This window comes from Arachidicoccus ginsenosidivorans (genome assembly GCF_007971385.1).
Taxonomy (GTDB): Bacteria; Bacteroidota; Bacteroidia; order Chitinophagales; family Chitinophagaceae; genus Arachidicoccus; species Arachidicoccus ginsenosidivorans.
The window spans coordinates 730773-755307 of sequence record NZ_CP042434.1 but is presented as its reverse complement, the minus strand read 5'-3'; the positions used below and the strand labels follow the sequence as shown (position 1 = coordinate 755307).

The following is a 24535-nucleotide window of genomic DNA, read 5'->3' as shown; positions in this document are numbered from 1 at the left end:
GGTTATAAATTTGGATCAGTATTTTTTAGTTTTGCTAGTAAGATATGGTCGCAAACCATAACCAAGTTGTCGTCTTGATTAAAAACCTCCACGTGTTCTACAATTTTACCATAGCCCGGTTTCTTATCCAGGGAGGCCTCTGTAATTGTGACCTTGGTGTGGATGGTGTCACCGATAAAAACAGGTTTAATAAACCGCAGTCTATCATAACCTTTGGAGAATGCCTCAGGATTAATCTGGGTGGCTGTCTGTCCGATTGCTACACTAAAAATTAACGTGCCGTGGGCAATTCTTTGTTTAAAAGGCTGCGATTTACACCACTCGGCATCCATATGATGGGGGAAAAAATCGCCAGTCTGGCCCGCATGCAGGACTATATCGCTTTCTGTAATGGTCCGGCCAAGACTTAATCTGCTAACCCCCAATTGGTAATCTTCATAAAATTGTTGGTGTATATGCATGGTTTGATAATGGTTAAAATATTAGGTTAAGCATTTAAATGATGGAACCAACAGCCGTGTGATGTCCATCGAGTTTATTGGACTGGTAAGCTGCCTCCACCAGTTCCATGGTGTGATAGACATCCTGTACAAGATTTGGCAGGTGTGTATCTGAACCTTCCCTGTACCTTTGTAATGCATACATGATATTTCTGAAAGCATCCGGGAACCAGGTTTCTTTAATATCCAGTTTATGCCACCTGGGAGTTCCTTGTTCACTGAGTAAGCAATAGTCAAATTGATCAGCTACTCCTGTGGGGTAATCCAGCAGTAAGCCCATTTTTGCTTTGATCACGCCCTTGGTACCTTCCCATTTGATAAAGCTCTCCTGCTCATCCGGCCCAAAATTGTGGTCATGATTGGTACTTATGACCGCCCGCTTATTTTGCCCATAGGAAAATATAGTGGTCGTCCTGGTAGAGGAGAAAGTTTTGGCCGGATGGCCAAAAGTCTTGCTGACAATACTTTCAGGTTCACCTAGAAAACTTCTGATCAGATCCATATAATGAATGGAATGATAGAGGATTTCCAGTCGTTTGTTGACGGCAACATGCGGGAAAATTTCCCAGGGGTATAAGTTGTCAGGCGGACTTCCATATCGTAGATCTCCCCTAAGAGTCTTTGATCTATCATTTGGCGGGCAACATGGACAAAAGGTGCATACCGTAGCTGGCAATTGATGGCTGCTGTCAGTTTTTTTTGCTGGCAAAGTTGCAATAATGCAGCCGCCTCATCAAGCGATTCCCCCATGGGCTTTTGTATCAGCACCGTCGCCCCATCTGGCAGAGCCTGTAACGTGGCTAAATACTGATCTGGCATCAGGGCAATATCATAGACGACCTCCTTGGGGGCTGCTTTTACAGCCGCTTCTACTGAATCGAATACATGGGGAACGCTAAACTGTTTTGCCAGCGCCGCTGCCTTGCTGCGTGTACGGTTAACAATGCCGAATACTTCCAGTCCAGCTGATGTATAGGCAGGCAGGTGCGCATCTCTTACGATGCCGCCTGCACCAATAATTATAATGGGCACTGGTTTTTTTGGCGCTGGTGTCCTTAATTTAACTTGCGCTTGTCCATTTATATCAATTAGGTTTTCCATTGTTTTATTGATGGGGTATTTTTATTGATCTATCTTTATCTGCCTTGATTTATTTATTTTTTTCGCTTCATTGAGCCCTTGAATAATTTTTGCAAATTTAATCAGTATTATTTGCGAGGTTGGGCACATTTTGTTGTAAGTCCAGCGCCTCCACCGCTTCTGCTTTAGATTGGCCTAAAGATATTATGTCTGCAATAGGTCGATCTGTTGATGCTGTCATAACCATCATTTCATCAATAATGGCTGCAATAGAGGGCCAGTATCCAAAATCAGGTAATTCTCTGGCATATTGATGAATGTCTTCCAATTGATGAAAAAATGGAAGTTGCCTATTAATGGCCGGATCGTGCCAGGTTGATTTGCGGCAGCCGATGCCGCCATTGAGGGTCAATTGTACATCCCTATCGGCAGTGGTGGCAAATTGGATAAAATCCATGGCGATGGCAGCATGCTGACTTCCGCTGCCGATACCATACACCCAGTATGAATTGGGTGCGATCGGAGAGATGCCTGCCTGGTGGGGGATAGGTGCCACCGAAATCTTACCGGAAACAGGGCTATTATTTAATTGCGCCGCATAGGTGGCAAATCCAAACCAATTGATCATCATGGCCAGTTCGCCTCTGGCAAAGGCTATGCCCAGTTGCACTGAATCCATCCTCATTGAATCCCTATGCACTGCGGTTGAATCCTGGGCTAACTTTCTGTAATAGCTGAGCGCCTGCTCAATGGGTGGCTGATGAAAGTTAATCTGACCATCTGGCTGGATGAATTCTCCGCCGCGAGACCAGCAATGGATGCAAAAATCATAAACGCCATTATGTCCATCGGGATAGCCCGCCAGCGCTGTGCCTGCTAAATTCTTTTGCTTTGCATGAAAATAGCGAGCTATATCATAAAAAGATGCCCAGTTTTTAGGTGCTTCCAACACATAACCGTATTGCAAAAGAAAACCTTCTTGATGCATTGGGTCTTCAAAAAGATCTTTACGATAAATCATACACTCCGGTCCGTCATGAAATGGCACACCGTAATGATAATTACCATGTTTTTGTGCGCGCAGTAAGGAAAGTGGCCAGGGCTCAAAATAATTCAGCTCATCGACCAAAGGTTCAATGGGATGGACTGCATCAGACATAATTGCCTCCCTTATCCAGTCAGCACTGATTAAGGCCAGGTCCCACTGACCTGTTTTTAAGCCGTTTTCTGTCAGCAGACTATTATGCAATTCAGGTAAATCCATTGGCGCCGCTACCAGTTCCAACGGGCAGCCCGTCTGTCTGGTATAATCCTGCCATAGCTGCTGTATAAACTTTTCAAAAGGTTCAAATTTCCTGATTGCAAAATGAAGCTGATTTGCCCGCATAATTATTTTCTTTTATACATCCTTTATAACATTGTTTACAACATCTTTATTGACCTCATTTAAAATATTCTTTGCCTTTTCAGGTGCATTGTCAGTCAATAATGCACTATTAATACGCAGGTTATCCTGGCCCAGAGCAGGAGTGCCCTTCTGGGAAGTTAACAGCTCGCCATTGAGGCGGATGGGGCAACAAGTCGTCTCAAACTGATAGCCATCCTGCATAGTGACCATCTGGGTCATTTTTGTATTATGCAAAGACTGTTCCGCTAAAAGTTCTCGCCAGCTCTGTACCGGAGCGCACCAGATGTCTGCCGGCTCTAGTAATTGAAGCCAATGGCTGGTATTTTGCGTCAATAAATGCGCACTCAATATAGCTTTTATTTGTTCACGAAACGTAAACCAGCCCGCTGGATCGGTGTATTTAGTTAACTTTTGACAATGAATCAATATCCCGAGTTTATCTACAGCCGTCATGGCAATAGATAAATAGCCGTCTGCTGTTTTATAAATACCATAAGGAGCACCTAAATATGGATTGGCATTATTTTTAATAGTACGCTGTGGTAACTGATGACCATCATTATAGTAACAGGTAAGGGATTCAAATTGAAGATCGCAGGCAGACTCTAGCATGCTGACCTGGACCAGGCCGCCTTGTCCGGTAACTGCGCGTCTGACCAGACAGGCCAATAGCCCTTGTACCAAGTGACCGCCTGTGGCAATATCTACTAAGGAGATACCCATGGGGACTGGTGCCATATCTGCGTTACCACTCAAAAAACACATGCCACTGAGTGCTTGTAAAAGCAAATCCTGACCTGGTTTATTTTCCCAGGGGCCCTGCGTACCGTAGCCGCTAATCTCGCCGTAAATGATATTGTTATTGATCTTTTTTAGCGTTTCATAATCAAGGCCCAGCCTTTCCATTACACCTGGCCTGAAATTATGCATAACGATGTCTGCTTTATGGACCAGTGCCAGAATTTTTGAGAGATCCTCCGGGTTTTTGAGATCCGCTGCATAACTCTCTTTGTTTCTATTAATTGCATGGAATACCGAAGAGGCGCCATTCATCTGAACATCAGAAATATACATATGTCTGGAGATATCACCTGTTTCAGGTCTTTCTATTTTAATGACTCTGGCGCCCAGATCGGCCAGTCTAAGGCTGGCCGAGGGGCCAGACAAGAACTGACTGAAGTCGACTGCCAGTATGTCATTTAATGGTTTATTCATGTGCTGCAGGTTAAAACTCATTTTTATAATAAGGTGGGGTCTAACTTTTGATTATGACCACCGACTTCAGGGGCCGGCTGGGGACTATTGAAAATTTGGCCATCAATACGGATCGGACAACGTGTGGTTGTCAACTTGCGGCCATCTGGTAATACGATCTCTTGCTCCATCTGCATTGCTTTATAGCCAGGGTGTGCCGTGAACTGATGATAGTTCTGCACCTGAGCGCACCAGATGTCTGCCGGTTCAAATATAGCAAGCCAATGCTGGGTGGTCTGTTTTTTTAAGGCACCCGCAATAGCTGCCATAATTGCGTCTCTATTGGCAAAACCGTCCTGGATGAGGGTGCTGATTTCAGGGATATCTAAAGTCTTTGTCAGATAGTTTAAATCTTCCATGGCCATGGCCAGATGGCCGTCACTAGTGGCATATACGCCATAAGGTGCACTAAGGTAGGCGTGTGCATTGCCCAGGCTGGCCCGAGCGGGCAAACGCCCTCCATCATTTAGATGGGTCGTAATGACTTCAAATTGAAAATCAATTAGGGAAGAAAGTAAGTTGACTTCTACCAGCATGCCCTGGCTCGTTTTTGCCCGCGCAATAAGGGCGGATAAGATCCCCTGAACCAGATGTGTGCCGCAAATATAATCGGCTATAGACAAGCCAAAAGGGACAGGTGGATCGTTTTTATTACCCGATAGCCAGCTAAGCCCCGATATGGATTGTAATAATAAATCCTGTCCCGGTTTAAATTTCCATTTACCTTCTTTGCCATAGCCGGTGATCTCTCCATAAATCAATCTGGGATTTAGGGCAAGTGTATCCTGAAAGCCCAGCCCCAGCTTTTCCATGACCCCCGGCCGGAAATTATGGATCAGCACATCTGCTTTTTGAATCAGCTTTTTTATTTTTTTCAGATCCTGTGGATCCTTCAGGTTCGCACTATAAGAAAGTTTATTGCGGTTGATGGTATGGAAAAGTATACTATTATCCCCTGCAAAGAGGTTTTTAATAGCTAGCTGTCTGCCACCTTCTCCGGTGCCAGGCCGTTCAATTTTAATAACGGTGGCACCTAGATCTGCCAGTCTGAGTCCGGCCGATGGCCCAGACATATATTGACAAAATTCAAGTACAATCAGATTTTCTAATGGTGCCATTAATGAACAGTATTTAACAGGTGATTTAACTCGGATAAAACATTTTTTGGCTGACCACCACTAATCAGGTAATTACGGATCAAATCGCCTGCATGGTCCTGAAAGTAGATATAGCCATTGTAGCGTGGTCTGAGATAGGCACGCTTAAGGGCCGGCAGGGTACGCGTGAAAAAATGCTGAGTTGCCTGGTTAGTGCCTTTGGACATCCAGGCTTGCAGGTGGGCAGGCTGCCCACCTGTCTCAAAATAAAGAGCTTCCTGCACCGCTGCACTGGTCGTATACTGCAAATAGGCAATGGCCTTTGATTTATACATACAATACGCAGAGACGCCCAGGCCCGTTCCGCCTATGGTTGTAATCAGTGGTTTGCCATTTAGGCGAACCAGATCTGTAAAATGAATCGGGTGCGCTGCATAGCCTTTTCTGGCATAATTACTATAGCCATAGGCAAAGGGACAATAACTATACTGATCTGTCGAGGACATGAGCTCGTAGACTTTGATCGGATTGAGTTCAAAACAAATGGGATCGATTTTGCTGATCAGACTTTTATATAATTCCAGCGCCTGTAATCCAGTTTGCTCGCTAATTACCTGGCCGACTTGTGTAAATGGGTTTTCTCCAAGTGTACAGCAAAACATATAAAAATTCATGAGTGTATCTACTGCAATGCCAGGTAAAATAACCTGTCCCCGGTCAGCCAGCGCTAATAAATCCTCAAAAGTGCCAGGCAGTTGCCAGTTGCCTTGCTGGAAGATATCCGGCCGGTAGCTGGCTACCGGCGTTGCTGCATCCATGGGGATTGCCCAGGTCTGCCCCTGATGTGTATAGCTTTCAAAGGAGGCGCCTACGCTTGCCTGCAATTGCTGCTGCAAAAACTGCTCCGGCAGGTATTTATTTAAAGGTAACAGCTTTGCAGTTTCTGCTGCGTAGCCGATCCAAGGATAATCAATAATTAATAAATCGAAGTCTTTGGCTAACTGGCCGATAGGCTTGTCAGCAAAATCCTGCAAACTGCGTTTGTGCCAAATAATCTCTACATCTTTATTTAGTTCCATAAACCGCTGCGCTGTAGCCACCAGCGGTGTGTATCCCCTACTATGATCCCAGGTAATACCTTTTAATCTAATCTGCCCCAATTTTTACAATTTTATCATTCAAATATAAATATAATATTCATAAATAAACAAAAATGCATGCAAAAATATTATTTTTGTACCGCTGAAAGGCGTAAATTCACCATTCATATATAAGAACGAACCACGATCATATGGCTAAAAAGAAAACTGTTGAGGAAACTGACGTAAAATACCATGCGCCGGCCCTGGAAAAAGGGCTTGATATTCTGGAGTTTATATCTGCTGAGGGACGCCCGCTCTCTCAGGCAGACATTGCACAAGGTATTGATAAGAATCCCAGTGAAATCTACCGGATGCTGGTCTGTCTGGAGCAACGAGGCTATTTACTGCGTGATGAAATCTCTGGCAAATACAAGCAATCCTTGAAGTTGTATAATCTCTCGCACCGACATTCACCCATTGATGAAATCAGAAGAGCTTCTCATTATCCAATGGATGACCTGGCAGATAGTATTAAACAATCCTGCCATCTAGGAGTGCTTTATCAAGATAAACTCATTGTGGTATCTCAATCCAGAAGCCCAGTGCCCATTGCCTTGTCGATTGAAGAGGGAAGTACTTTTCCAGTGATGCTGACAGCCTCTGGCAAAGTCTTACTGGCTTATATGGAGGAAAATGAAAGGCTGGAACTGCTTAAAAGAAATACACTCTTTAAGGAATACCCGCTACGCAAACAACAAAAATTTATTGCCTCATTGCAGGAGATTAAAGCAGACGGGCATTATATAACCGGAAGTGATCTGGCCAAAGGAATCATGGATGTGACTGTGCCAGTCATGAACGCAGATCGGGCCATAGCCTGTCTGACTATAGCCATTCTGTCCGTGCAGCTCAAAGAGGAGGTAAGCTTGGAGGAAATAGCTGTCAAGGCAAAAGAAACAGCCCGCCGTATTTCAGTGAATCTGGGGCTAGACGCCTAAAAAATGACTGGTGTTGTTCATTTAGTGTGACATGCTCCGGCTATGGATAGATCAAGAATGGGCTTTTCTGGGCTGACAGGTCGGGAACCTGCCCATCTTTTGGTGCATATCATGACCTGGATTTTTATGTTGCAAAATGAAATATTAGCCGAAGGCTTAAAAATAATGCCCGACTTCAGTATTCATCCAGCGGTAAAAAAAATAATATGTGGAGACGTTTTTATTGAAAGCGTATGTGAGGCCTGATCAACTACATGGGTGAGTGTAAATTGAAGATTAATCTTCAATTAGTTACTTTAAGGTTTGGTACGATTTTTTCAATATTTAAATAAGAAAAATATTGAGGATTAATTTTCAATAACCTGGCCTCTATTTTGTTTTCTTCCACTTTATCCCCATTCCCAATTGCCTTTTTTCTTTCTTCCAATAACTCGTCTATGGCAATACTTGCAAAAGGTGAAGTTTCGCCGAATACTTCTGTGCTTAAAATCTCATCTATCGGTTTGTTAGAATATAAATTTGTTTCGTCAGAAATTATTGAATGATCCGCTTGTGGTTTACAAACATAAACTTTGGCTCCTTCAACAGATCCTACAATAAAAGGCGAATGGGTAGCAACAACTATTTGTAAATTTGGAAACATTCCTAAGATAGAGTTTAAAAAGGTTTTTTGCCATTTTGGATGTAAATGGTTTTCTGCTTCATCAATAAATACCAAGCCTGGTGTATTGCAAAGGTCTTCGATAGGTAAATTGTTTAATTTATAAACTGAATACATTTGACCTAAAATAGATATTAAACGTTGAATCAGGTACAAATTACCGCTGCTTAATTTTTCTAAAGTTACATCGAAGCCATTTTGTCTAATCAAAGGTAATAAATTGGTTCTCTCGACGTGAACAAATTCACCATTATAAAGACTGATTTTAAAGATCTTTTTTAACTGATCAAAGATAAATTCTCCTTCTTTTCTTTCATTAGTTTTGTCCGAAGACTTATAGTAATCAAAATAAGTTACAATTTTAGTCGTTTCAGAATTTTTTTGAATACCGCTTAAGCTTCCTATCAAATATTGCTCAGGTTTAATGAAATCCAGACTTGAGATATGAAAAGGCTTATGGTCATTTTGTGAAGTCCAATAATTTGTAATCCATAAATTTCCTTTTGATTTGTTTACATCTATTAATGCTTCATAAATATCACGAAAAGGTTTGTCGTCCTTGGTTACGTCAAAAATTTCATCAACAGAATTAGTTCTTTTTGCTGCGTTTAACGTAATGTCTTGATTGTTAAAATTTAAATTCAATTTTAGATAAAAATCGTCATTTCTTCCGATCGCACGAATGTCTGCGCCATGATGATATAGCAATAATTTTCTTAGGGCATCCAGGATGATTGTTTTTCCCGTTCCATTTTCGCCAGTTAAAATGGTTACCTGGCTTTTTGAATTTTCAAAAGTTGCAAATTCAATTTCATCGTCTAGAAATGGCCCGATATTTTTAAGGTGTAATTTTTGTAATTTCATTTTAGAAGTTTTTACCTTAGGCTTAAAGCGAAAAGTAAATAGTATAAATATAACGCCATTATATTATCAATTATTGAAATAATAATTATATATAATTTTGCAAATCCAATTTAATATTTGAATCGGCATATTTTTCTTTCAATATCTTAACGATTTCTTTCATCTTATTTAGACCAACAACGCGAGAGGAAAATAGGTCAATATCTTCTGAAATTCTATAGTTGTATTAAATGGCGAGATTTGTGCCTCCGCCCAAATAAAAGTCTGAGAGAAGCGGCTCTCTCATTAATTCCTTAATAGTTTCAAGTAAAATTTTAGAGACGCTAATATTCAAGATAGGAAATTTAAAGATTCGGAATATAATTTTTAAAGGAATTTGGATCCATTCCGTATCTTTTGGCAATAAATCTGATGGCCTCATTCCCTCGAATTGATCTGCTTGACTTCGCAATTTTCTTAATATCCTTAATTTGATATAACTTTTCAAGCCGTTCCAAATATACTGGATTTTCCATATTTCTAGACAATACCCGGTCAATTATAAAAGCTTTATCTGCTTTTTTGGAAAGCTTATCCATATCTACATCCCAAAAGATTGCCTTCCTGAAATTTGCCCTAAGGACGTTTTTTCTGGGTACAATTGATTTATGATGTAAGACATTATTGCGCATAATTTTTCCAAGGTTAAGTAATACAAAGATAAGGAAAATTTGATTATCTGAAATTCCGCAAAATTGCTTAAATATTATGTATAATTTGGAGAGGAATTATAAATATTGATATTATTAATAGTTTAGTGGTTATAGCCGTTTCTTAATATATTATATTACTTCTTTCGCTCGTTCAGATAATTGATCACGTCTTTTTGCCTGATGGCGGGCAGAATGGTGAGTTTTTTAATTTGGCCACCTTTCAGCCAGGCTTCAACCGTGGTGTTATGGGGTGCATGTAACTTAAAATGCACATCCACGTTTTGGGGCCAGCCGGGAAATAGTAAAATGCTATCCCCTGCGTTTTGCAGGAGCATTTCCTGCAGCCCGATCATAGCTGAACCGCCCCAGTTATGATCCGGGACCCAATCAAAGCCCGGCCCCCAGAAGGCAGGGAAGCGTCTGGGGCCATTTTTTAATTTTTCGCTGGTCAGCTTAAAGGCCGCTGCATTAAGCCCCAGTCTGGCCGCAAATATATTATCCTGTTTCCAGCCAATATAACTTCTGTTTTTAATCACATTGGTATCCAAATTCCAGGTATTCAGCCCGGTTTTTAGATCCGGTTTGCCCATGCCATATATTCCCCAGGGAAAGACAGGATAAAGCTGTGGGGATTCCTGATTATTGATTCTAGCCCAGGTAACAGCGGGCGCAATAACTTTTTGCCCATTAATCTCCCCTAAAGGTATGGGTGGAATCCTTTTTGAAAATGCGATAAAATATTTTCTGTCAGTGCTGTCCAGCAATGCCTCTGGCAGTAATAATAGGTGCTTAGTAACGGTTTTTAAGGCAGCGATGGTCGAGCTTGCATTATAGGCCAACTTATAAGTTTCAGCTGCTGAGCCAGGATATAGGATCAAATGGCCACGGCTGTCAAGTATCCGGGCGCCTCTTTTTTGGGCCAGGTATTGATAATGCGCATCAAAGAATCTGAGACAGCTTTTGATGAGTGGTAAATAGGTAGAAATATCTGAACCATTGTAAAGCCTGCTTTTAAGGATCATATCACAAAACTCCAATACCGTATCCCATTCATATTCCAGCCAGGCATTATACTGCATGCCAGGGTCAAATCCAGCTGGTCTTTTCCAGCCGTATTCACTGGGATTTGGCAGTCCATAATTTTCTAGTTGTTCCGTAAAAGCGGCACCTTTGTGGTGCCAATAAGTAAGGGATCTTAATTCTGCTGTTTTTAAAAGTCGGTTGTAGAAGTCAAAACTTGCTTGCATCATATCGAAGTCACCACTAGCAAGCATAGGATAATAAACCAGCCGTTGGTTTTGTTGGGTAAAGGTGCCACCACCCCAATTACGAAAATCCGGTGTATACGGATAAGTACTATCCACCAATACCGGATCGTAGGTGAATAGGCCTCCATTGAACTTAGTTGGGAACTTTCCATAAGCATTACAGCCCAGCATATAGCGAAATAGCTGGTAGTTTCTGCCCATCTGGAAGTAAGTTGTTTGGAGGCTGTCGTTATCTAAATCACGGCTATAATTTGGTTGGATATCAATAAAACTGCGCTTCCAAAAATCCCGCCACCAGTTTTTGGTACGCAGCCAATCCTGGCTGGTTTGTGCTCCAGTTCTTCTTGCCTGCCATAAGCCGTCCATCCATGCATGTTGGTCAGCTGTCTGCGCACAGCTAAGGACAATGCTAAAAGAAAGCGCGCTGACGGGATGGATCGTTTTGAGCATAAAGCCCGTAAAATCTGTATTTAGGTATTTGCCTTTGAGGGTGCCTGCAGGCCTTAGAGAAGACCCACATAACAGCCCCCTGAAATTCTGTTTTTAAGTGGATTATACAGCTTATTTTTTACGCTGTCCAGACCTTGCTGATGGACAGCCACATCAAATATTGTTTCAGCTGGATTGGCATGAAAGAATTGCACATAACCACCGTCTTTTTTGTGACTCCCCGAACTAATATGATCCTTTTTTACCTGAATCACGCCCTGGGGACCAAATTTGTAGGAATTCTGATTATTCTCCTTGCCTTTGACGACGTGGTCTTTATCTCGCCAGCTTTCATAAGTGATCACAGCGCTTATTTTCTTTCCTTTGCCATCCGCATAGCTTAATTCCCCGTGGATAATCGGATGGTAAACATCTACCCAGAGGTGAAGGTTAACGGGGCGTTTGTTTATTTGCCCCTTGATATAGACGCTGCCATCCGCAAGTTGTAAGGTTTGAGAGAAGCTGGAACTGGTAAATGGGTTGGGTGTAAGATGAATACGCACCCTGCCCAATTTTAAAAGGGTATTATTTTGATCAAACGCATCGCTTTTGGCCATGTAAAACAAGACATCGCCATTTTCCGTCCAGACATTAAGGCCGATATCTCCTCCGCCCATAGGCATTGAACCTGAGGCATCTTTACTGAACGTATGCCAGGTGATATTGTCTTTCTGGACAGTAAAACCGGTAAGCTGCCCGTGAAGTGCCGTACAGCTAATGCATAGTACGAACGCGTATCCAATGAAGGATACGGCCTTCATCCGGCTGATAATTTTGCTACAGAATATATATAATGTGGACTTCATGGGTACTACGAAAATACAATTAGACGAGCATTTAACCGCAAGGGGAGTCGAACGGGGCATAATCGAAGCCTAAAATGGGACAAAATGTATAAGGCCCATGCAAAGAAATGCCTAAATTAACAGTCAATCAAAGTGACTTGCTTCACCTTGGACATGGGGCAGTGAACATTCAAAGAATTAGTCAATGAATAGGTTAATGGGTACTTCGTCAGATAGTCAGACAGTCAGTCAGTAAAGTTAACCAATCTGGTTATTTGATTGCTATTTTGGGTTATGAGATCTGGCAACTTCCTGCATTGACGGAACTGGCCAGGATTTATTTGACTTTTTTTAATTGAGTTATAAAAATAATACCGAACTTCATATCAACCTTTAAAACAACACCCAAGTACAACATGAAAAACAAAACTAGTTGGTGGAGGCAGCCCCGTATACTGCTATGCAGTTTACTTTGGATCGCCCTCTCACAAGTACATGCACAGCCGCCGCAAACGCAACAGTTTGAACAAGCGCAAGGGCAGGAGCAAAGTCGTTTCTGGCGCTTACTGGGCCGCTCTCATGATCAGCGTGATGCTAGTTATATCAAAACCTACGACCGGGATATTACCGGCAGGATTTATTACACCCGGGAAAATACAGGACTGAGTCTTCGGGCTCCCGATCAACCATCCTTTGATTACAAACCCAATAACTCAAAAGGGCTAGGTTTAGGTTTAAGTTACCGGTATCTCACGCTCAACGCCTCATTTAAACTCCTGGGGACAGATAAGGATAAGGGCAAAACGCATTCTCTTTCACTGCAGACCTCACTTTATAAGGAGCAGTGGGTGTATGATTTTGTTTATCAGCATTTTAAAGGGATGTATTTGTCTCCCAAAGACGTTTTGTCCTCAGTTGGTAATAATTATTATTTGCGCCCCGATGTCAAATCTACGTTAGTGGGCGGGGATTTCTGGCGGATATTAAATTCTGACAGATTTTCCTACAGGTCTGTAATGACCCAAAATGAGTGGCAGGTAAAATCCGCCGGAACCTTACTATTAGGCGGGGAGCTCTATTATGGCAATTCAAAAGCAGACAGCGCCCTCGTACCAGCCGCTATCTCCCAAAACTATCCGCAAGCCGGGGTAGATAATATCCGGTTTTTCCGCATTGGTGCTGGCATTGGTTATGCCTATACTTATGTATTCAAAAAGAACTTTTTTGTGTCGGGAGGCCTTACAACAATTTTGGATTACGCAACCACCAGGGAGTACCAGGGGGCGATTTTGACGGGAAAAACGCCGTTTCTCCTAATTTGAGTTACCGGATCAGCATTGGGTATAATAGCAGGCGCACCAATATCAATGCCTCCTTATTCAATAATAGCGTGCCTGCCCATAGTGCGCTGTCGGCAAAAAACTATAACCTGTTTAGTCAGCAGTTTAGAATCACCCTTGCCAGAAGATTGAGTGTGGGGCATAAAGTGAGAACCAGGATATTAAATCCCGTAGATAAGCAAATGGACAGAGTAGAAGATAAAGTAAAACAGCTCCAGGGTAAGTAATTTTCGGGGATCAGGAAAAAATACCATGCCCCAATCAAATCGATCTTGGTATGAACTGATTATAACTTAGTTATGTTGCAATTAGATATAATGTCTTAACATTTGGCCGTTATCACTTTAGCTTTCAGGCTGCGCTGCCTCATTTGGATGAGTCCCAGGGTAAGCGCTATGCCTATCAGTACCATCAGTATCCCAATCAGGATGGGGGAACTGTAGCCAAAGCCAGCCGCAATAGGCAAGCCGCCGGCAAAGGCGCCTATGGCATTGCCAATATTAAAGGCTGCCTGAGTGGCAGAGGCCCCAAGGATTTCTGCATCCGAGGCAATCCGGATCATTAATATCTGAATGGGAGCGATCAAGGCAAAAGAGGCAGCACCCGTTAGGAAAGTGCCTACTATGGTCATGAGTTGATTATCTGCAAAAAAGTAATCCAGTAATAAACTGGTAGCTACTGCTACAAGACTGATAAGTAGTGCATTTTCCGGTGCTAACTTGTCTGCTAGTTTACCGCCCAGGATATTGCCGACAAACATACCGATGCCGGCCACGATCATTACATAGGGTACAGCTGAGGCGTTAAAATGGGTAATACCTGTCAGCATGGGGCGATATAACTGATCCAGGCAAATAATCCGCCAGTACCTATGGCCGTAATTAAGATCATTAACCAGACCATCGGACGTTTAAAAATGCCGAGTTCTTTTTGGATAGATCCAGATGGGTTGGCCGGTAACGCGGGCAATACTTTGGCAATAAAAATAACCGTGAGCAAGCCCAGTACAGCAATAATAGCAAAAACATAGCGCCAGCTATAATGCAGTCCGATATAGGTTCCCAAAGGGACCATCGCAATGTTGGCAATAGTCAATCCTGCGAACATAATGGACATGGCGGCTGCCTCTTTGCCCTTGGTTGCCAGTCTGGCTGCTACCACAGAGCCCACTCCAAAGAATGCGCCATGTGGCAAGCCACTCATCAGCCGGGTAAAAACCATCATGGTATGTCCGGTTGACAGGGCGGTGAGGCCGTTAAACAAGGTAAATATTGACATCAGGATCAAAAGCAACTTTTTAGGAGGTAGCTTTGAACAGGTGATCGCAAATAACGGTGCACCAATAACGACGCCCAGCGCGTAGGAGGCAATAAAATGCCCTGCCTCGGGAATCGTAATGGCAAAATCTTTGGCTACCTGGGGCAAAATCCCCATCATAACAAATTCAGTGGTTCCAATGCTGAGCCCACCAAGTGTCAGGGTTAATAGTTTTTTATTTTCCATATGAAAATATTCAAAATTGCAGAATGTGCCAGGTAATAAATAAAGCTTGTCCTACTGACACCTCCTGAGTTTGCAAAGGTACAACAGCTGTATTGTTGTAACAGTTGTAAGTATCACACAGAATTGTAAAACGTGCAGTAAAGCAAATTGATTTTAGTTGTTTTAGCCCATGGAAATCTAAAAATATAACTGTAATTGTCTGATTTTTATTAAATTGCAACAAATGTAAAAAAGGTTTTCACAAGGGGCTAATTAGCTGTTAAAGTGCATGTTAGATCCCGGTTTTGAACAGAATAAATATATTTAAAACAACAATTTATGGCAGCAATTACTTCAGCCCTGTTAGCTTATGGCATGTCAGGGAAAATATTCCACGCCCCGTTTTTGGCGGCTCATGAAGGTTTTAGCTTATCAGCCGTGTTAGAACGCCATGAGCAAAAGGCAGAAAAGGACTATCCAGGTATTAAAAGCTATAATAATATAGAAGCATTATTGGCGGATCCTTCCATTGAGTTAGTGGTGGTGAATACCCCCAATAATTTGCATTATGAGCACACAAAGGCCGTTCTTGAAGCGGGAAAGCATGCGTTGGTTGAAAAACCTATTTGTGCAAAACCAGAAGAGCTGGAAGTCTTATTTTCCCTGGCAGATAAAATGGGTGTGCAAATTCTGTTTTATCAGAACAGGCGTTGGGACAGTGATTTTTGTAATTTAAAAATGGCACTTAAAAAAAATGATTTTGGACATATCCATGAAGCGCATTTCAGGTTTGACCGCTATAACCTAAGCCTTAGCCCCAAAAAGTTTAAAGAAACGCCTATTGATGCCAGCGGTATCCAATATGATTTGATTCCCCATGTGTTAGATCAGGCAATTGCCTTATTTGGTGCGCCCGAGAAATTTTATAAAAGGCTTTGCAAGTTAAGACCAGAAAGCCAGGTGGATGATTTTTGCAGTCTACAACTCAGCTATCCGAATAATCAGGAAGTTTATGTGGTGGCAAGCCTGGTTACCGCTGCAATCATGCCTGCATTTAGGATCCATGGTCAAAACGGAAGTTATGAAAAGATGCGCAGCGATGTGCAGGAAGATCAGCTTAAAGCAGGATGGAAGCCCACGAATCCTGAATTTGGTAAACCACCTGAAGGGACAGTGGGGACCTTCGTTACCCGAAAAGAACAGCATATTTTTAGTATACATATGATAGAAAACCCATCCAACTACCTGAAACTCTTTGATGCAGTATATCAAACAATTCGGGAAGGTCAAGACTATCCGGTTACCCGGGAACAAATAATGACGCAAATTAAAATATTGGCTGCACCAGCAAATTAAGCCTGTTTCTACGATTATAATGCCCGTAATTTTAAAGCGGGGAGTGCCAGTAATATTTATTATTTTTGAAGGGATGCCTTTTTTGCAATTAAAGAATTGATTGAACTGTGAACATTTTTGATATTATAGAAATTGATCCGTATTCGGCAACGCCCAAATATACCCAACTGGCCAGTAGTATTTTATCGGCTGTAGAGTCGGGGCAGTTGCAAAAAGAAGATGTATTGCCTTCCATCAATGAACTTAGCGCCTCTCTGGAAATCTCACGTGATACGGCAGAAAAAGGCTACCGACATTTGAAAAAATTAGGGGTTTTGGATTCTGTGCCGGGTAAGGGCTATTTTATTACCTCAAAGGTTCAAAAAAAGCGGCATAAAATACTACTGTTATTCAATAAGTTGAGTGCGCATAAAAAAATCATCTATGACGCCTTTGTGGCTGCGTTGGACCCAGAATCTCAGATCGATTTTTATATTTACAACAATGACTTTAACCTTTTCAAAAAAATCCTGATTGAAAGATTGGACCAATATTCCCATTATGTGCTGATTACACACTTTCTGGAAGGGGCTCCTCCGGTCAGAGATTTGATTGATCAGATTCCTAAAGACAAACTGATCTTGTTAGATAAAAAAATGTCTTTTATGGAACCTGATATGGGCTATAGCGCCGTTTATGAAAGCTTTGAGGAAGATATTTACGGTGCCTTGCAAGCGGCCAACGATCGTTTACGACATTATCAGCGGTTGGTGTTGATCTTTCCGGATAAAAGCTACTATCCCAGAGAGATTATCGGTGGGTTCAGAAAATTCTGTGAAGAAATGCTTTTTGATCATGCCATTGTTCCGGATATTCAGTCTGTTCAGATTACAGCCGGGATGTCTTTATTACGGTGATGGAAGATGATCTGGTAAGGCTCATTGAAATTATTCAGGATCGTCAGTTGATAACAGGTAAAGATATTGGTGTGATCTCTTACAATGAAACGCCCATAAAACGCATTATCTTGAGTGGGATAACAACTATTTCTACTGATTTTATTGCAATGGGCCGGGAAGCAGCAGCATTGATATCAAAGGGAGAAAAAGCGCTGATGCCTATCCCCTTTAAGATCCATTTAAGGGATTCATTGTAAGGTAATTGAATAGCAGGGATAAGCTTTCCCTTTATTACAAAAAAATGTATCTTTTTGGCGCTGAATGTTTCATTTGCAAGGTGCCTGGCACATTTCTTTTTTAAAAGTGTAAGAGATTAAAAACCCATCGGGGCAGCTAACATATGCATAAATATATAGATAAATATAGGGACAATTATTTTTTACGCAAACGCTTAAGAATATTCTTAGTGCCAGATGTCGTATTAGTCCTATTTTATTTGTTGTTAAGTTTATCCGGTTGTAATTCGCACGATTTTGGCCATAGCATCGGAACAGAAAAAATCAGTTTTAATCAACGGTGGACTTTTCACAAAGGGCCACTTGACAGTACCCAGGTGTTTGTCGGGGGAGAATTGCCATTGAACGGACTTATTGATACAGCCAGGTGGTATAATATAATGCTGCCCCATGACTGGAGTATCTTTGGCGCCTTTTCTAAAACCAATGCCCGAAAAAACAACGGCCATGCATTACCTACTGGGATTGGCTGGTATCGTAAGACATTTAGTTTACCCAGCGCTGACAGATACAAGCATATTTTTATTGCATTTGATGGCGTATACAGAAATTGCACCGTCTGGATCAATGGCCATAAACTGGGTGACCAGCTGACAGGAGACGTGGCCTTTAGCTATAATCTTTCCAAATACCTGCATTTTGATGACCGCTCCAACATCTTGGTTGTCCGGGTGGATAATAGTCAAAAGCCAGATGCCGCCTGGTATACTGGCTCTGGTATTAACCGCAATGTTTGGTTGATTAAAAAAATGCCTATAACCATAGATGAACAGCAGAGTAACTATGATGCCCGGATCAAAATGCCCCACCTGAATGATGCTATACCTTCCAGACGAATGGAAAATGCAGTGGCAGAAATTACCCAGGATCTGGTAATTGATAATATGGGTATGCCCGCTATTAAAAAGGTGAAGGATGAATACGAGCAAAAAGAATTGAAGGCGCAGCAGCACCTTCTGGATATGCGTATCCAGATAAAAACCACGATTTATGATGAGAATAACTTTCAGGTAGCGCAAAAAACAGGATCCGTAAAACCTACACCCGGAAGACAGCATATTCGGTGGAATCTTTCGGTAAAAAATATAAAGCCCTGGTCGCCAGAAGACCCCTATGTCTATACCTGGGAAGTAGAACTCAGGCAAGGCAGTCATATTATCGACAGGATCAGAAAGCCGCTTGGCTTTCGCGATATACGCTTTGATTCTGCAAAAGGCTTTTTTTTAAACGGGGTACCTGCCAAAATAAAAGGTGTTTGTATGAGCAGCGATTGGGGGGCGATGGGAACTGCTTATAATTACAGTGCAATGACCCGGCAATTAAAGATCTTAAAGGATATGGGCTGTAATGCGATCAGGACCATTCATCAGCCTCCTGCGCCAGAAATGCTGTCCTTATGTGATTCCATGGGTTTTTTAGTAATGGATGAGGTGTTTGATAATTGGCACACCTTATCTGAGGCGGTTAAAAAGGATTCTAATGCCACCAGGCTTTATCAGCAGCAACTCGCTGATTTTATCAAAAGGGATCGTTATCACCCAAGCGTTATCCTCTGGTCGTTAGGTAATACCGGAGCGCTGGGGGCAACGCCACTGGGGGTAAAGATGGCCACCGAAATGACCCAGATTATCAGAGGGCTGGATAGTACCCGGGCCATAACAGCCGCTATGAATGAGTTGGATCCAAAGCTAAATAAAATTGCCAGCTCTGGATTACTGGATGTATTGGGCTTTAATTTCCATGACGAACTTTATGACTCTTTGCCGCATTATTATCCGGGAAAGGCTTTTATAGCCACAGGGACAGCTGCCGCGTTGGAAAGCAGAGGCGTTTATCCAAAGCATTTACCAGATTCCATCGCCTATCTGCCTAGTGCAGGTAAAGATGGTTTGGCGGATACTGTAGGGACTAATTGGGCGGTTAGTGCTTATGATAAATATGCCGCCCCCGGCGGCAATACCCATGAAAGGGCATTATTAGCTATTAAAAATAAAGATTTTATTTCGGGATGTTTTGTCTGGACGGGTTTTGATTTTCTGGGCGGTAATTTACCGTATCCCTTTCCTGCCAGAAGTTCCTATACAGGTATTGTGGATTTATCTGGTTTGCATAAGGACGTCTATTTTATGTATCAAAGCGAATGGGCCAGTAAACCAATGCTCCACGTATTTCCCGGGTGGAACTGGAATGCAGCAGATACTGTCAGCGTCTGGGCTTATTATAGCCAGGCAGATAGCGTCGAATTATTGTTAAACGGCCACTCACTTGGTAAAAGAAGTAAAGGGGATGGCAAATCAGGAGATACGCCGCTTCATGTTAGCTGGCGGGTACCTTATAAAGCCGGTAAACTTGAAGTTATTGCCAAAAAAGATGGTGTCACCGTGCTCACCCAAGAAGTTAAGACAGCGGGACCGGCCGTCAGGCTGGCCGCTAGTGTTGACCAGGCCTTTTTTAGGGGCATTATTGGTGATCTCATATTTGTTACGGTTCGCCTGACAGATGAAAAGGGTGTTTTGGTTACAAATGATGACAGAGAGATAACGTTCTCCATCAAAGGACCGGCAACGCTTGTCGGACTCAGTAACGGATATCAGGCAGGTAGTCGTTCCCTGAAAGGAAAAACCTTAAGCACCTGGAAAGGAAAAGTAGTCGCTATAATTGAACCTAAGGTCAGTAAAGGCCATATTGAACTCGATATGCAGGGGGAAGGCATGGAAATCGTTAGAGAGAATATCCTGGTCGGTGAGTAATAGTCTTAGGGGAAGATTCCAGGCCTCAGGGACCTTCCGATCCAGCAAATGGCCTGTCTTTTGATAAGCCTTAGCTAAATGGAAGGAACGTAATAATAAGACATGTATACAAAATAATGATCTATGGACAATACAGCAGCGCAACTGAGCAAGTTTATGTTAAATGCCTATCTGGGTAAAAACTGGGTAGAAATAGACTTTAAAAGTGTATTGGCAGATATTACACTGGCAGAAGCTAATACTAAAATACCGCCACTAAATACCATTGCAGCCATTGTGTATCACCTGGATTATTATGTAACGATTGTGCTAAAACGTTTAAAGGGGACATGCTGCGCTCCAATGCAGATAATGGATTTGATATCCAAACGCTGTCCTCTGTGCAGGCATGGCGCGATCTCCAGGAAGGATTTTATATGCGTGCGGAGCGGTTTGCCGCATTTGTTGGCCTGCTGGATGAAAAGCGGCTTACTGAAGATTTTTTGGATCAGACCTATGGTCAGAATATATACAATATTCAAGGGATCATTGAACATGCCTATTATCATTTAGGTCAGATTGTATTGCTAAAAAAAATGATTAGAAGCGGACTTTACCACTAATAAAGATTGAGTGTTTACCAGAAACAGCATTCTAGAGAAGAATGTGGAAGACGCTGCATGCAAAATTTGCAGAACACGTTAAATAATATATATATTTTTGTTTAATTTATTTGTTAATAGTTATATGAAATAAGCATTTTACAGCAAAAAGGATTTTTCTCCTGATAGATTTGGTGGGGATTTTGGGCGGACCATGTATTTTCTTTTCTAAAAATAATTAATTCATATGAAGGATTTTACTAATGCAAAAAATAATTATTAAAAATACTTTTCTTAAATAGTGTTAAAATTTAACCTATATATCCTATCTTTATTGTTCTCTTAACACTTAAGAGTGGTTTGTTGTTGCATTTGGAATTCTATTTCTTCACAATTATTATTTGACCCTATGAATCGTAAATGTTGTTTGACAAAAATGAGATCGCTTCTGCCGTTGGTATGCTTGTTTATGCTGATTGGAACAGTTAAAGCGCAAAATCGAAAGGAAATTAAGGGGGTTGTTCAGGACGGGAGCACCCAGGCTCCTATTGCCAGTGCATCCGTCAGGGTAAACGGGACTAAAGTAGGCACCCTGACTGACCAGACTGGTCATTTCTCACTGGAAATCCCGGATACGACTACTCAGCTTACTGTTAGTTATGTTGGTTTTGAGGTGCAGGACTTCCCTTTGGCTGGCCAGTCGCTGACAAACCTGGTTATTCAGCTGAAAGCGGCGGATAAATCCTTACAGGATATCGTCGTGGTAGGTTACGGTACACAGAAAAAGACGACCATATCCGGAGCGGTGGCTGCCGTACAGGGGGAGGAGCTGGAAAAAGCACCTGTGACCAATCTGTCGAATTCGCTGGCTGGCAGGCTGCCGGGTGTAACGGCTATCCAGTCCAGTGGAGAACCTGGCTATGACGGTTCCTCTATTCGTATCAGGGGTACCAACTCGCTGGGTAATAGCGATGCTTTAATTGTCATTGATGGCGTACCCAACAGGGCCGGCGGACTGGAAAGATTGAACCCGGCTGACATTGAAAGTGTTTCAGTATTGAAAGACGCCTCTGCAGCCATCTATGGCTCAAGAGCGGGTAATGGTGTAATACTTATTACCACCAAACAGGGTAAATCCGGCAAACCCAGATTGTCCTATGATTTTAGTTACGGACTTCAACGGCCCACCAGAACGCCTTAAATGTCTGATGCCGTTGAGTATGCTAAAATCAGAAATGAACTTAAAATCTACGACAATGTACCAACAGCAGAGTGGGATGCAGCTACCCAGGCATTTGCCACAGATGGCGTTTATTCCACGAAGGCTGGTACAACGGTAGGCGCTGATTTTTCAGCGGATGATATTAAAAAATATGCAGATGGTTCTGACCCGTTGCATTATCCCAATACGGATTGGTTTGGGACCACACTTAAAAACTGGTCTCCTCAACAAAGGCATAATGTCCAGTTAAGCGGAGGAACCGATAAGATTCACTTCCTGGCCTCTTTGGGCTATCTGGATCAGGATGCTTATTATAAGAATTCTGCTACCGGATATCAACAGTATGATATGCGGATCAATCTGGAAGCCAATATTAATAAATATGTGAAAGCCACTTTAGGCGTAACGGCCAGAGAAGAATACCGGCATTTTCCAACCCTTGGAGCCGGAGATATCTTCAGGATGCTTATGCGTGGAAAACCCACTGAAATTGAAGTATGGCCCAATGGACAACCCGGTCCTGATATTGAATACGGCCAGAATCCCTATGTAATTACGACCAATCTGACAGGTTACGATAGAGATAAACGAGATTATTTTCAGACCAATGGTAAAATAGAAATTAAAATTCCTGGCGTAGAAGGTCTTAAATTATCTGGTATCGCTTCTATCGACAAAATGTCGGGAAGAAGAAAACTCTGGCAGATACCCTGGACATTATATTTCTGGGAAAGCGGCGAATATTTAGAAGACGGCGTTACCCCGGATCTGACCGGGCATGTAAGGTCGCCCTATACGGATCCCAGGCTTAAACAATGGGCAGCCAGCCAATTGGCCGTAAATCTAACGGGCCTGTTGGATTATCAGCACACTTTTGGCGGTGCGCATGAAGTAACTTTTCTAGCTGGTGTTAGTCGGGAAAAAGTAGATAATGATGACTTTTATGCCTATCGCAGGTATTTTATCTCTTCTTATCTTGATCAGTTTAATGCAGGCGGTACCCAGGAAGAAGACCTGGGTAATGACGGACCTACCGGCAATCCTTATGGGCTATACCAAAGAGCAAGACTGAGCTATTTTGGCAGAGTAGGTTATAATTACAAAGAGCGTTATATGGCAGAATTTTTATGGCGTTCAGATGGGTCTTATATCTTTCCGCCCAATAAGCGTTTTGGCTTCTTCCCTGGTGTAAGTTTAGCCTGGCGTATATCTGAGGAAAACTTCTGGAAAAACAACCTGTCCTTTATTAATGACTTTAAAATCCGTGGTTCCTGGGGAAAATGGGGGCTGAGGCCTATGTACCCGGAACCAGCGATCTGGCTGAATACCAGTACCTGGCCAATATGGGATTTGGAAGTTATATCTTAGGTGGGGCAGAGATAAAGTCACTATATGAAAAGAATGTAAATAACCCAGACTTTACCTGGGAAACGGCCAATAACACTGATATCGGTTTTGATGCAAGTTTGCTCAATAATCATATCAGTGTAACCTTTGATTATTTCTATAACAAAAGGACCAATATTTTGATTACGCGTGGTAATTCCATTCCCGAAAGTTCTGGCATTACCGATAAACTGCCACCGGTAAATTTAGGTAAGGTGGATAATAAAGGTTGGGAGTTTAAAGTAGGCTATAATGGAAATGCAGGTGATGTACATTACACAATGTTAGCGTAAATGGTGGCTATGCTAAAAACAAGATTGTTTTTTGGGATGAAACCCCCGGTGCGCCCGATTATCAAAAATCTACAGGTGCGCCCGTCAATAGCTTTTTAGTGTATGAATATGACGGGGTCTTTGCCAGTCAAGCTGAGGTGGATGCCAATAAAATCGACTATAGTGATATAACCGGCCAGATCCGGCCAGGTGATATGAAATTTAAAGATATCAATGGCGATGGGAAGATTACCGGAGATGATCAGGTAAGAATGGATAAGACCAATTCGCCTTCTTTTACAACAGGATTTAATCTGAACCTGGATTATAAAGGATTTGATTTTTCTGTCTTATTCCAAGGTGCATTTGGTGGTCTTCAATATATCGGTCTGACAGAATCCGGGGATATCGGCAACTTCACCAAATGGTCTTACGATCATCAATGGACGGTGGATAATCAAAGTTCAACCGATCCAAGACTAGCCAATCGTAACAATACTTATTATGCAGATATGGCTGTTGCCGGCAATAACACCTATTGGCTGCGTAGCAATAATTATGTAAGACTCAAAAATATGGAACTTGGTTATACCCTGCCAGCAGACCTTTTAACCAAGGCAGGTATTTCCAGACTTAGGTTCTTTGTCAATGCTTTGAACCTGATTACCTGGGATAAAATCAAGATTTGGGATCCGGAATCCACTTCGACCAATGGGCAGTATTACCCACAGGCAAAGATTATCAATTTTGGGCTGAGTGTTCAGTTCTAATGGTTTGAGATTCATAAATGCAAT

The 24535-nt window shown here is 42.2% G+C and carries 24 protein-coding genes and 1 pseudogene; 13 read left to right on the top strand and 12 right to left on the bottom strand.

Annotated elements, in window-relative coordinates; translation table 11 throughout:
- Positions 1–2: 2 nt before the first annotated feature.
- The 7 genes from FSB73_RS02980 to FSB73_RS02955 all read right to left on the bottom strand — a co-directional run bounded on the left by FSB73_RS02980 (position 3) and on the right by FSB73_RS02955 (position 6499).
- A complete protein-coding gene (locus tag FSB73_RS02980; RefSeq protein ID WP_146780061.1) occupies positions 3–461 on the bottom strand; it encodes a MaoC family dehydratase in 459 nt (152 codons plus the stop codon).
- A gap of 34 nt (positions 462–495) precedes the next feature.
- A complete protein-coding gene (locus FSB73_RS23920; protein WP_225974427.1) occupies positions 496–1002 on the bottom strand; it encodes a hypothetical protein in 507 nt (168 codons plus the stop codon).
- On the bottom strand, positions 993–1601 hold the full coding sequence (locus FSB73_RS23915) for a Gfo/Idh/MocA family protein (RefSeq protein ID WP_225974426.1): 609 nt from the start codon (positions 1599–1601) through the stop codon (positions 993–995). Before FSB73_RS23915 ends, FSB73_RS23920 begins: the two co-directional genes overlap by 10 nt.
- A gap of 97 nt (positions 1602–1698) precedes the next feature.
- Positions 1699–2967, bottom strand: coding sequence for an extracellular solute-binding protein (locus FSB73_RS02970; RefSeq protein ID WP_146780060.1), 1269 nt, complete (start codon positions 2965–2967; stop codon positions 1699–1701).
- 12 nt (positions 2968–2979) lie between these two features.
- The gene (locus FSB73_RS02965; RefSeq protein ID WP_146780059.1) at positions 2980–4203 is read right to left on the bottom strand and encodes a CaiB/BaiF CoA transferase family protein; all 1224 of its coding nucleotides are present in this window, start codon (positions 4201–4203) and stop codon (positions 2980–2982) included.
- Between the two features lie 23 nt (positions 4204–4226).
- A complete protein-coding gene (locus FSB73_RS02960; RefSeq protein ID WP_146780058.1) occupies positions 4227–5360 on the bottom strand; it encodes a CaiB/BaiF CoA transferase family protein in 1134 nt (377 codons plus the stop codon).
- Positions 5360–6499 (bottom strand): ABC transporter substrate-binding protein, encoded by a 1140-nt coding sequence (locus FSB73_RS02955; RefSeq protein ID WP_146780057.1) that lies wholly within the window; start codon positions 6497–6499, stop codon positions 5360–5362. The genes FSB73_RS02960 and FSB73_RS02955 overlap by 1 nt, the downstream gene beginning before the upstream one ends.
- Before the next feature lie 131 nt (positions 6500–6630).
- Between FSB73_RS02955 and FSB73_RS02950 the strand changes: the two genes are divergently transcribed.
- Together FSB73_RS02950 and FSB73_RS02945 are read left to right on the top strand one after the other, a co-directional pair.
- Positions 6631–7419 carry an IclR family transcriptional regulator gene (locus tag FSB73_RS02950; protein ID WP_146780056.1) on the top strand — a complete coding sequence of 263 codons (789 nt, stop codon included), beginning with the start codon at positions 6631–6633 and terminating at the stop codon, positions 7417–7419.
- A gap of 42 nt (positions 7420–7461) precedes the next feature.
- Positions 7462–7665, top strand: coding sequence for a hypothetical protein (locus FSB73_RS02945; RefSeq protein ID WP_146780055.1), 204 nt, complete (start codon positions 7462–7464; stop codon positions 7663–7665).
- A 37-nt stretch (positions 7666–7702) separates the two neighbouring features.
- Here the strand turns inward: FSB73_RS02945 and FSB73_RS02940 are convergent, their stop codons facing one another.
- From FSB73_RS02940 to FSB73_RS02930, 3 genes and pseudogenes are all read right to left on the bottom strand, one after another.
- Positions 7703–8944 (bottom strand): AAA family ATPase, encoded by a 1242-nt coding sequence (locus FSB73_RS02940; RefSeq protein ID WP_146780054.1) that lies wholly within the window; start codon positions 8942–8944, stop codon positions 7703–7705.
- Between the two features lie 344 nt (positions 8945–9288).
- Complete coding sequence (locus FSB73_RS02935) at positions 9289–9615, bottom strand: DUF6922 domain-containing protein (protein WP_394344820.1); 327 nt, start codon at positions 9613–9615, stop codon at positions 9289–9291.
- Positions 9616–9770: 155 nt separating this feature from the next.
- Positions 9771–12010, bottom strand: a pseudogene (locus FSB73_RS02930) (DUF5703 domain-containing protein).
- 584 nt (positions 12011–12594) lie between these two features.
- Between FSB73_RS02930 and FSB73_RS02925 the strand changes: the two are divergent.
- Both FSB73_RS02925 and FSB73_RS02920 read left to right on the top strand, forming a co-directional pair.
- Positions 12595–13500: a DUF4421 family protein gene (locus tag FSB73_RS02925; RefSeq protein ID WP_146780052.1), complete on the top strand. Its 906-nt coding sequence runs from the start codon at positions 12595–12597 to the stop codon at positions 13498–13500.
- Complete coding sequence (locus FSB73_RS02920; RefSeq protein ID WP_146780051.1) at positions 13497–13745, top strand: hypothetical protein; 249 nt, start codon at positions 13497–13499, stop codon at positions 13743–13745. Before FSB73_RS02925 ends, FSB73_RS02920 begins: the two co-directional genes overlap by 4 nt.
- Before the next feature lie 95 nt (positions 13746–13840).
- Here the strand turns inward: FSB73_RS02920 and FSB73_RS23910 are convergent, their stop codons facing one another.
- Both FSB73_RS23910 and FSB73_RS23905 read right to left on the bottom strand, forming a co-directional pair.
- Positions 13841–14347, bottom strand: a complete 507-nt coding sequence (locus FSB73_RS23910) for an MFS transporter (RefSeq protein WP_225974425.1) — start codon at positions 14345–14347, stop codon at positions 13841–13843.
- On the bottom strand, positions 14341–15021 hold the full coding sequence (locus tag FSB73_RS23905) for an MFS transporter (RefSeq protein ID WP_225974424.1): 681 nt from the start codon (positions 15019–15021) through the stop codon (positions 14341–14343). Before FSB73_RS23905 ends, FSB73_RS23910 begins: the two co-directional genes overlap by 7 nt.
- Positions 15022–15339: 318 nt before the next feature.
- On the opposite strand from FSB73_RS23905, the gene FSB73_RS02910 reads away from it, so the two are divergent.
- The 9 genes from FSB73_RS02910 to FSB73_RS23880 all read left to right on the top strand — a co-directional run bounded on the left by FSB73_RS02910 (position 15340) and on the right by FSB73_RS23880 (position 24511).
- Positions 15340–16356 (top strand): Gfo/Idh/MocA family oxidoreductase, encoded by a 1017-nt coding sequence (locus FSB73_RS02910; protein WP_146780050.1) that lies wholly within the window; start codon positions 15340–15342, stop codon positions 16354–16356.
- Between the two features lie 107 nt (positions 16357–16463).
- Positions 16464–17252: a GntR family transcriptional regulator gene (locus FSB73_RS02905; protein ID WP_225974423.1), complete on the top strand. Its 789-nt coding sequence runs from the start codon at positions 16464–16466 to the stop codon at positions 17250–17252.
- Positions 17252–17491, top strand: a complete 240-nt coding sequence (locus FSB73_RS23900; protein WP_225974422.1) for a type 1 periplasmic-binding domain-containing protein — start codon at positions 17252–17254, stop codon at positions 17489–17491. Before FSB73_RS02905 ends, FSB73_RS23900 begins: the two co-directional genes overlap by 1 nt.
- 143 nt (positions 17492–17634) lie before the next feature.
- Positions 17635–20280 carry a glycoside hydrolase family 2 protein gene (locus FSB73_RS02900; RefSeq protein WP_146780049.1) on the top strand — a complete coding sequence of 882 codons (2646 nt, stop codon included), beginning with the start codon at positions 17635–17637 and terminating at the stop codon, positions 20278–20280.
- Between the two features lie 329 nt (positions 20281–20609).
- On the top strand, positions 20610–20882 hold the full coding sequence (locus tag FSB73_RS02895) for a DinB family protein (RefSeq protein WP_146780048.1): 273 nt from the start codon (positions 20610–20612) through the stop codon (positions 20880–20882).
- 415 nt (positions 20883–21297) lie between these two features.
- Entirely contained in the window at positions 21298–22062 is a 765-nt protein-coding gene (locus FSB73_RS23895) for a TonB-dependent receptor plug domain-containing protein (protein WP_225974421.1), read from the top strand.
- Positions 22063–23451 (top strand): SusC/RagA family TonB-linked outer membrane protein, encoded by a 1389-nt coding sequence (locus FSB73_RS23890; protein ID WP_225974420.1) that lies wholly within the window; start codon positions 22063–22065, stop codon positions 23449–23451.
- On the top strand, positions 23427–23762 hold the full coding sequence (locus FSB73_RS23885; protein WP_262712471.1) for a TonB-dependent receptor domain-containing protein: 336 nt from the start codon (positions 23427–23429) through the stop codon (positions 23760–23762). The genes FSB73_RS23890 and FSB73_RS23885 overlap by 25 nt, the downstream gene beginning before the upstream one ends.
- Positions 23763–23860: 98 nt before the next feature.
- The gene (locus tag FSB73_RS23880; protein WP_225974418.1) at positions 23861–24511 is read left to right on the top strand and encodes a SusC/RagA family TonB-linked outer membrane protein; all 651 of its coding nucleotides are present in this window, start codon (positions 23861–23863) and stop codon (positions 24509–24511) included.
- Positions 24512–24535 lie beyond the last annotated feature (24 nt).

Bases quoted from the DNA above. Each gene is read 5' to 3' on its own strand.
- FSB73_RS02980 (WP_146780061.1), bottom strand. From the start codon at position 461: ATGCATATACACCAACAATTTTATGAAGATTACCAATTGGGGGTTAGC.
- FSB73_RS23920 (WP_225974427.1), bottom strand. From the start codon at position 1,002: ATGGATCTGATCAGAAGTTTTCTAGGTGAACCTGAAAGTATTGTCAGC.
- FSB73_RS23915 (WP_225974426.1), bottom strand. From the start codon at position 1,601: ATGGAAAACCTAATTGATATAAATGGACAAGCGCAAGTTAAATTAAGG.
- FSB73_RS02970 (WP_146780060.1), bottom strand. From the start codon at position 2,967: ATGCGGGCAAATCAGCTTCATTTTGCAATCAGGAAATTTGAACCTTTT.
- FSB73_RS02965 (WP_146780059.1), bottom strand. From the start codon at position 4,203: ATGAATAAACCATTAAATGACATACTGGCAGTCGACTTCAGTCAGTTC.
- FSB73_RS02960 (WP_146780058.1), bottom strand. From the start codon at position 5,360: ATGGCACCATTAGAAAATCTGATTGTACTTGAATTTTGTCAATATATG.
- FSB73_RS02950 (WP_146780056.1), top strand. From the start codon at position 6,631: ATGGCTAAAAAGAAAACTGTTGAGGAAACTGACGTAAAATACCATGCG.
- FSB73_RS02945 (WP_146780055.1), top strand. From the start codon at position 7,462: ATGGATAGATCAAGAATGGGCTTTTCTGGGCTGACAGGTCGGGAACCT.
- FSB73_RS02940 (WP_146780054.1), bottom strand. From the start codon at position 8,944: ATGAAATTACAAAAATTACACCTTAAAAATATCGGGCCATTTCTAGAC.
- FSB73_RS02935 (WP_394344820.1), bottom strand. From the start codon at position 9,615: ATGCGCAATAATGTCTTACATCATAAATCAATTGTACCCAGAAAAAAC.
- FSB73_RS02925 (WP_146780052.1), top strand. From the start codon at position 12,595: ATGAAAAACAAAACTAGTTGGTGGAGGCAGCCCCGTATACTGCTATGC.
- FSB73_RS23910 (WP_225974425.1), bottom strand. From the start codon at position 14,347: ATGCTGACAGGTATTACCCATTTTAACGCCTCAGCTGTACCCTATGTA.
- FSB73_RS23905 (WP_225974424.1), bottom strand. From the start codon at position 15,021: ATGGAAAATAAAAAACTATTAACCCTGACACTTGGTGGGCTCAGCATT.
- FSB73_RS02910 (WP_146780050.1), top strand. From the start codon at position 15,340: ATGGCAGCAATTACTTCAGCCCTGTTAGCTTATGGCATGTCAGGGAAA.
- FSB73_RS23900 (WP_225974422.1), top strand. From the start codon at position 17,252: ATGGAAGATGATCTGGTAAGGCTCATTGAAATTATTCAGGATCGTCAG.
- FSB73_RS02900 (WP_146780049.1), top strand. From the start codon at position 17,635: ATGCATAAATATATAGATAAATATAGGGACAATTATTTTTTACGCAAA.
- FSB73_RS02895 (WP_146780048.1), top strand. From the start codon at position 20,610: ATGCTGCGCTCCAATGCAGATAATGGATTTGATATCCAAACGCTGTCC.
- FSB73_RS23895 (WP_225974421.1), top strand. From the start codon at position 21,298: ATGAGATCGCTTCTGCCGTTGGTATGCTTGTTTATGCTGATTGGAACA.
- FSB73_RS23890 (WP_225974420.1), top strand. From the start codon at position 22,063: ATGTCTGATGCCGTTGAGTATGCTAAAATCAGAAATGAACTTAAAATC.
- FSB73_RS23885 (WP_262712471.1), top strand. From the start codon at position 23,427: ATGGGATTTGGAAGTTATATCTTAGGTGGGGCAGAGATAAAGTCACTA.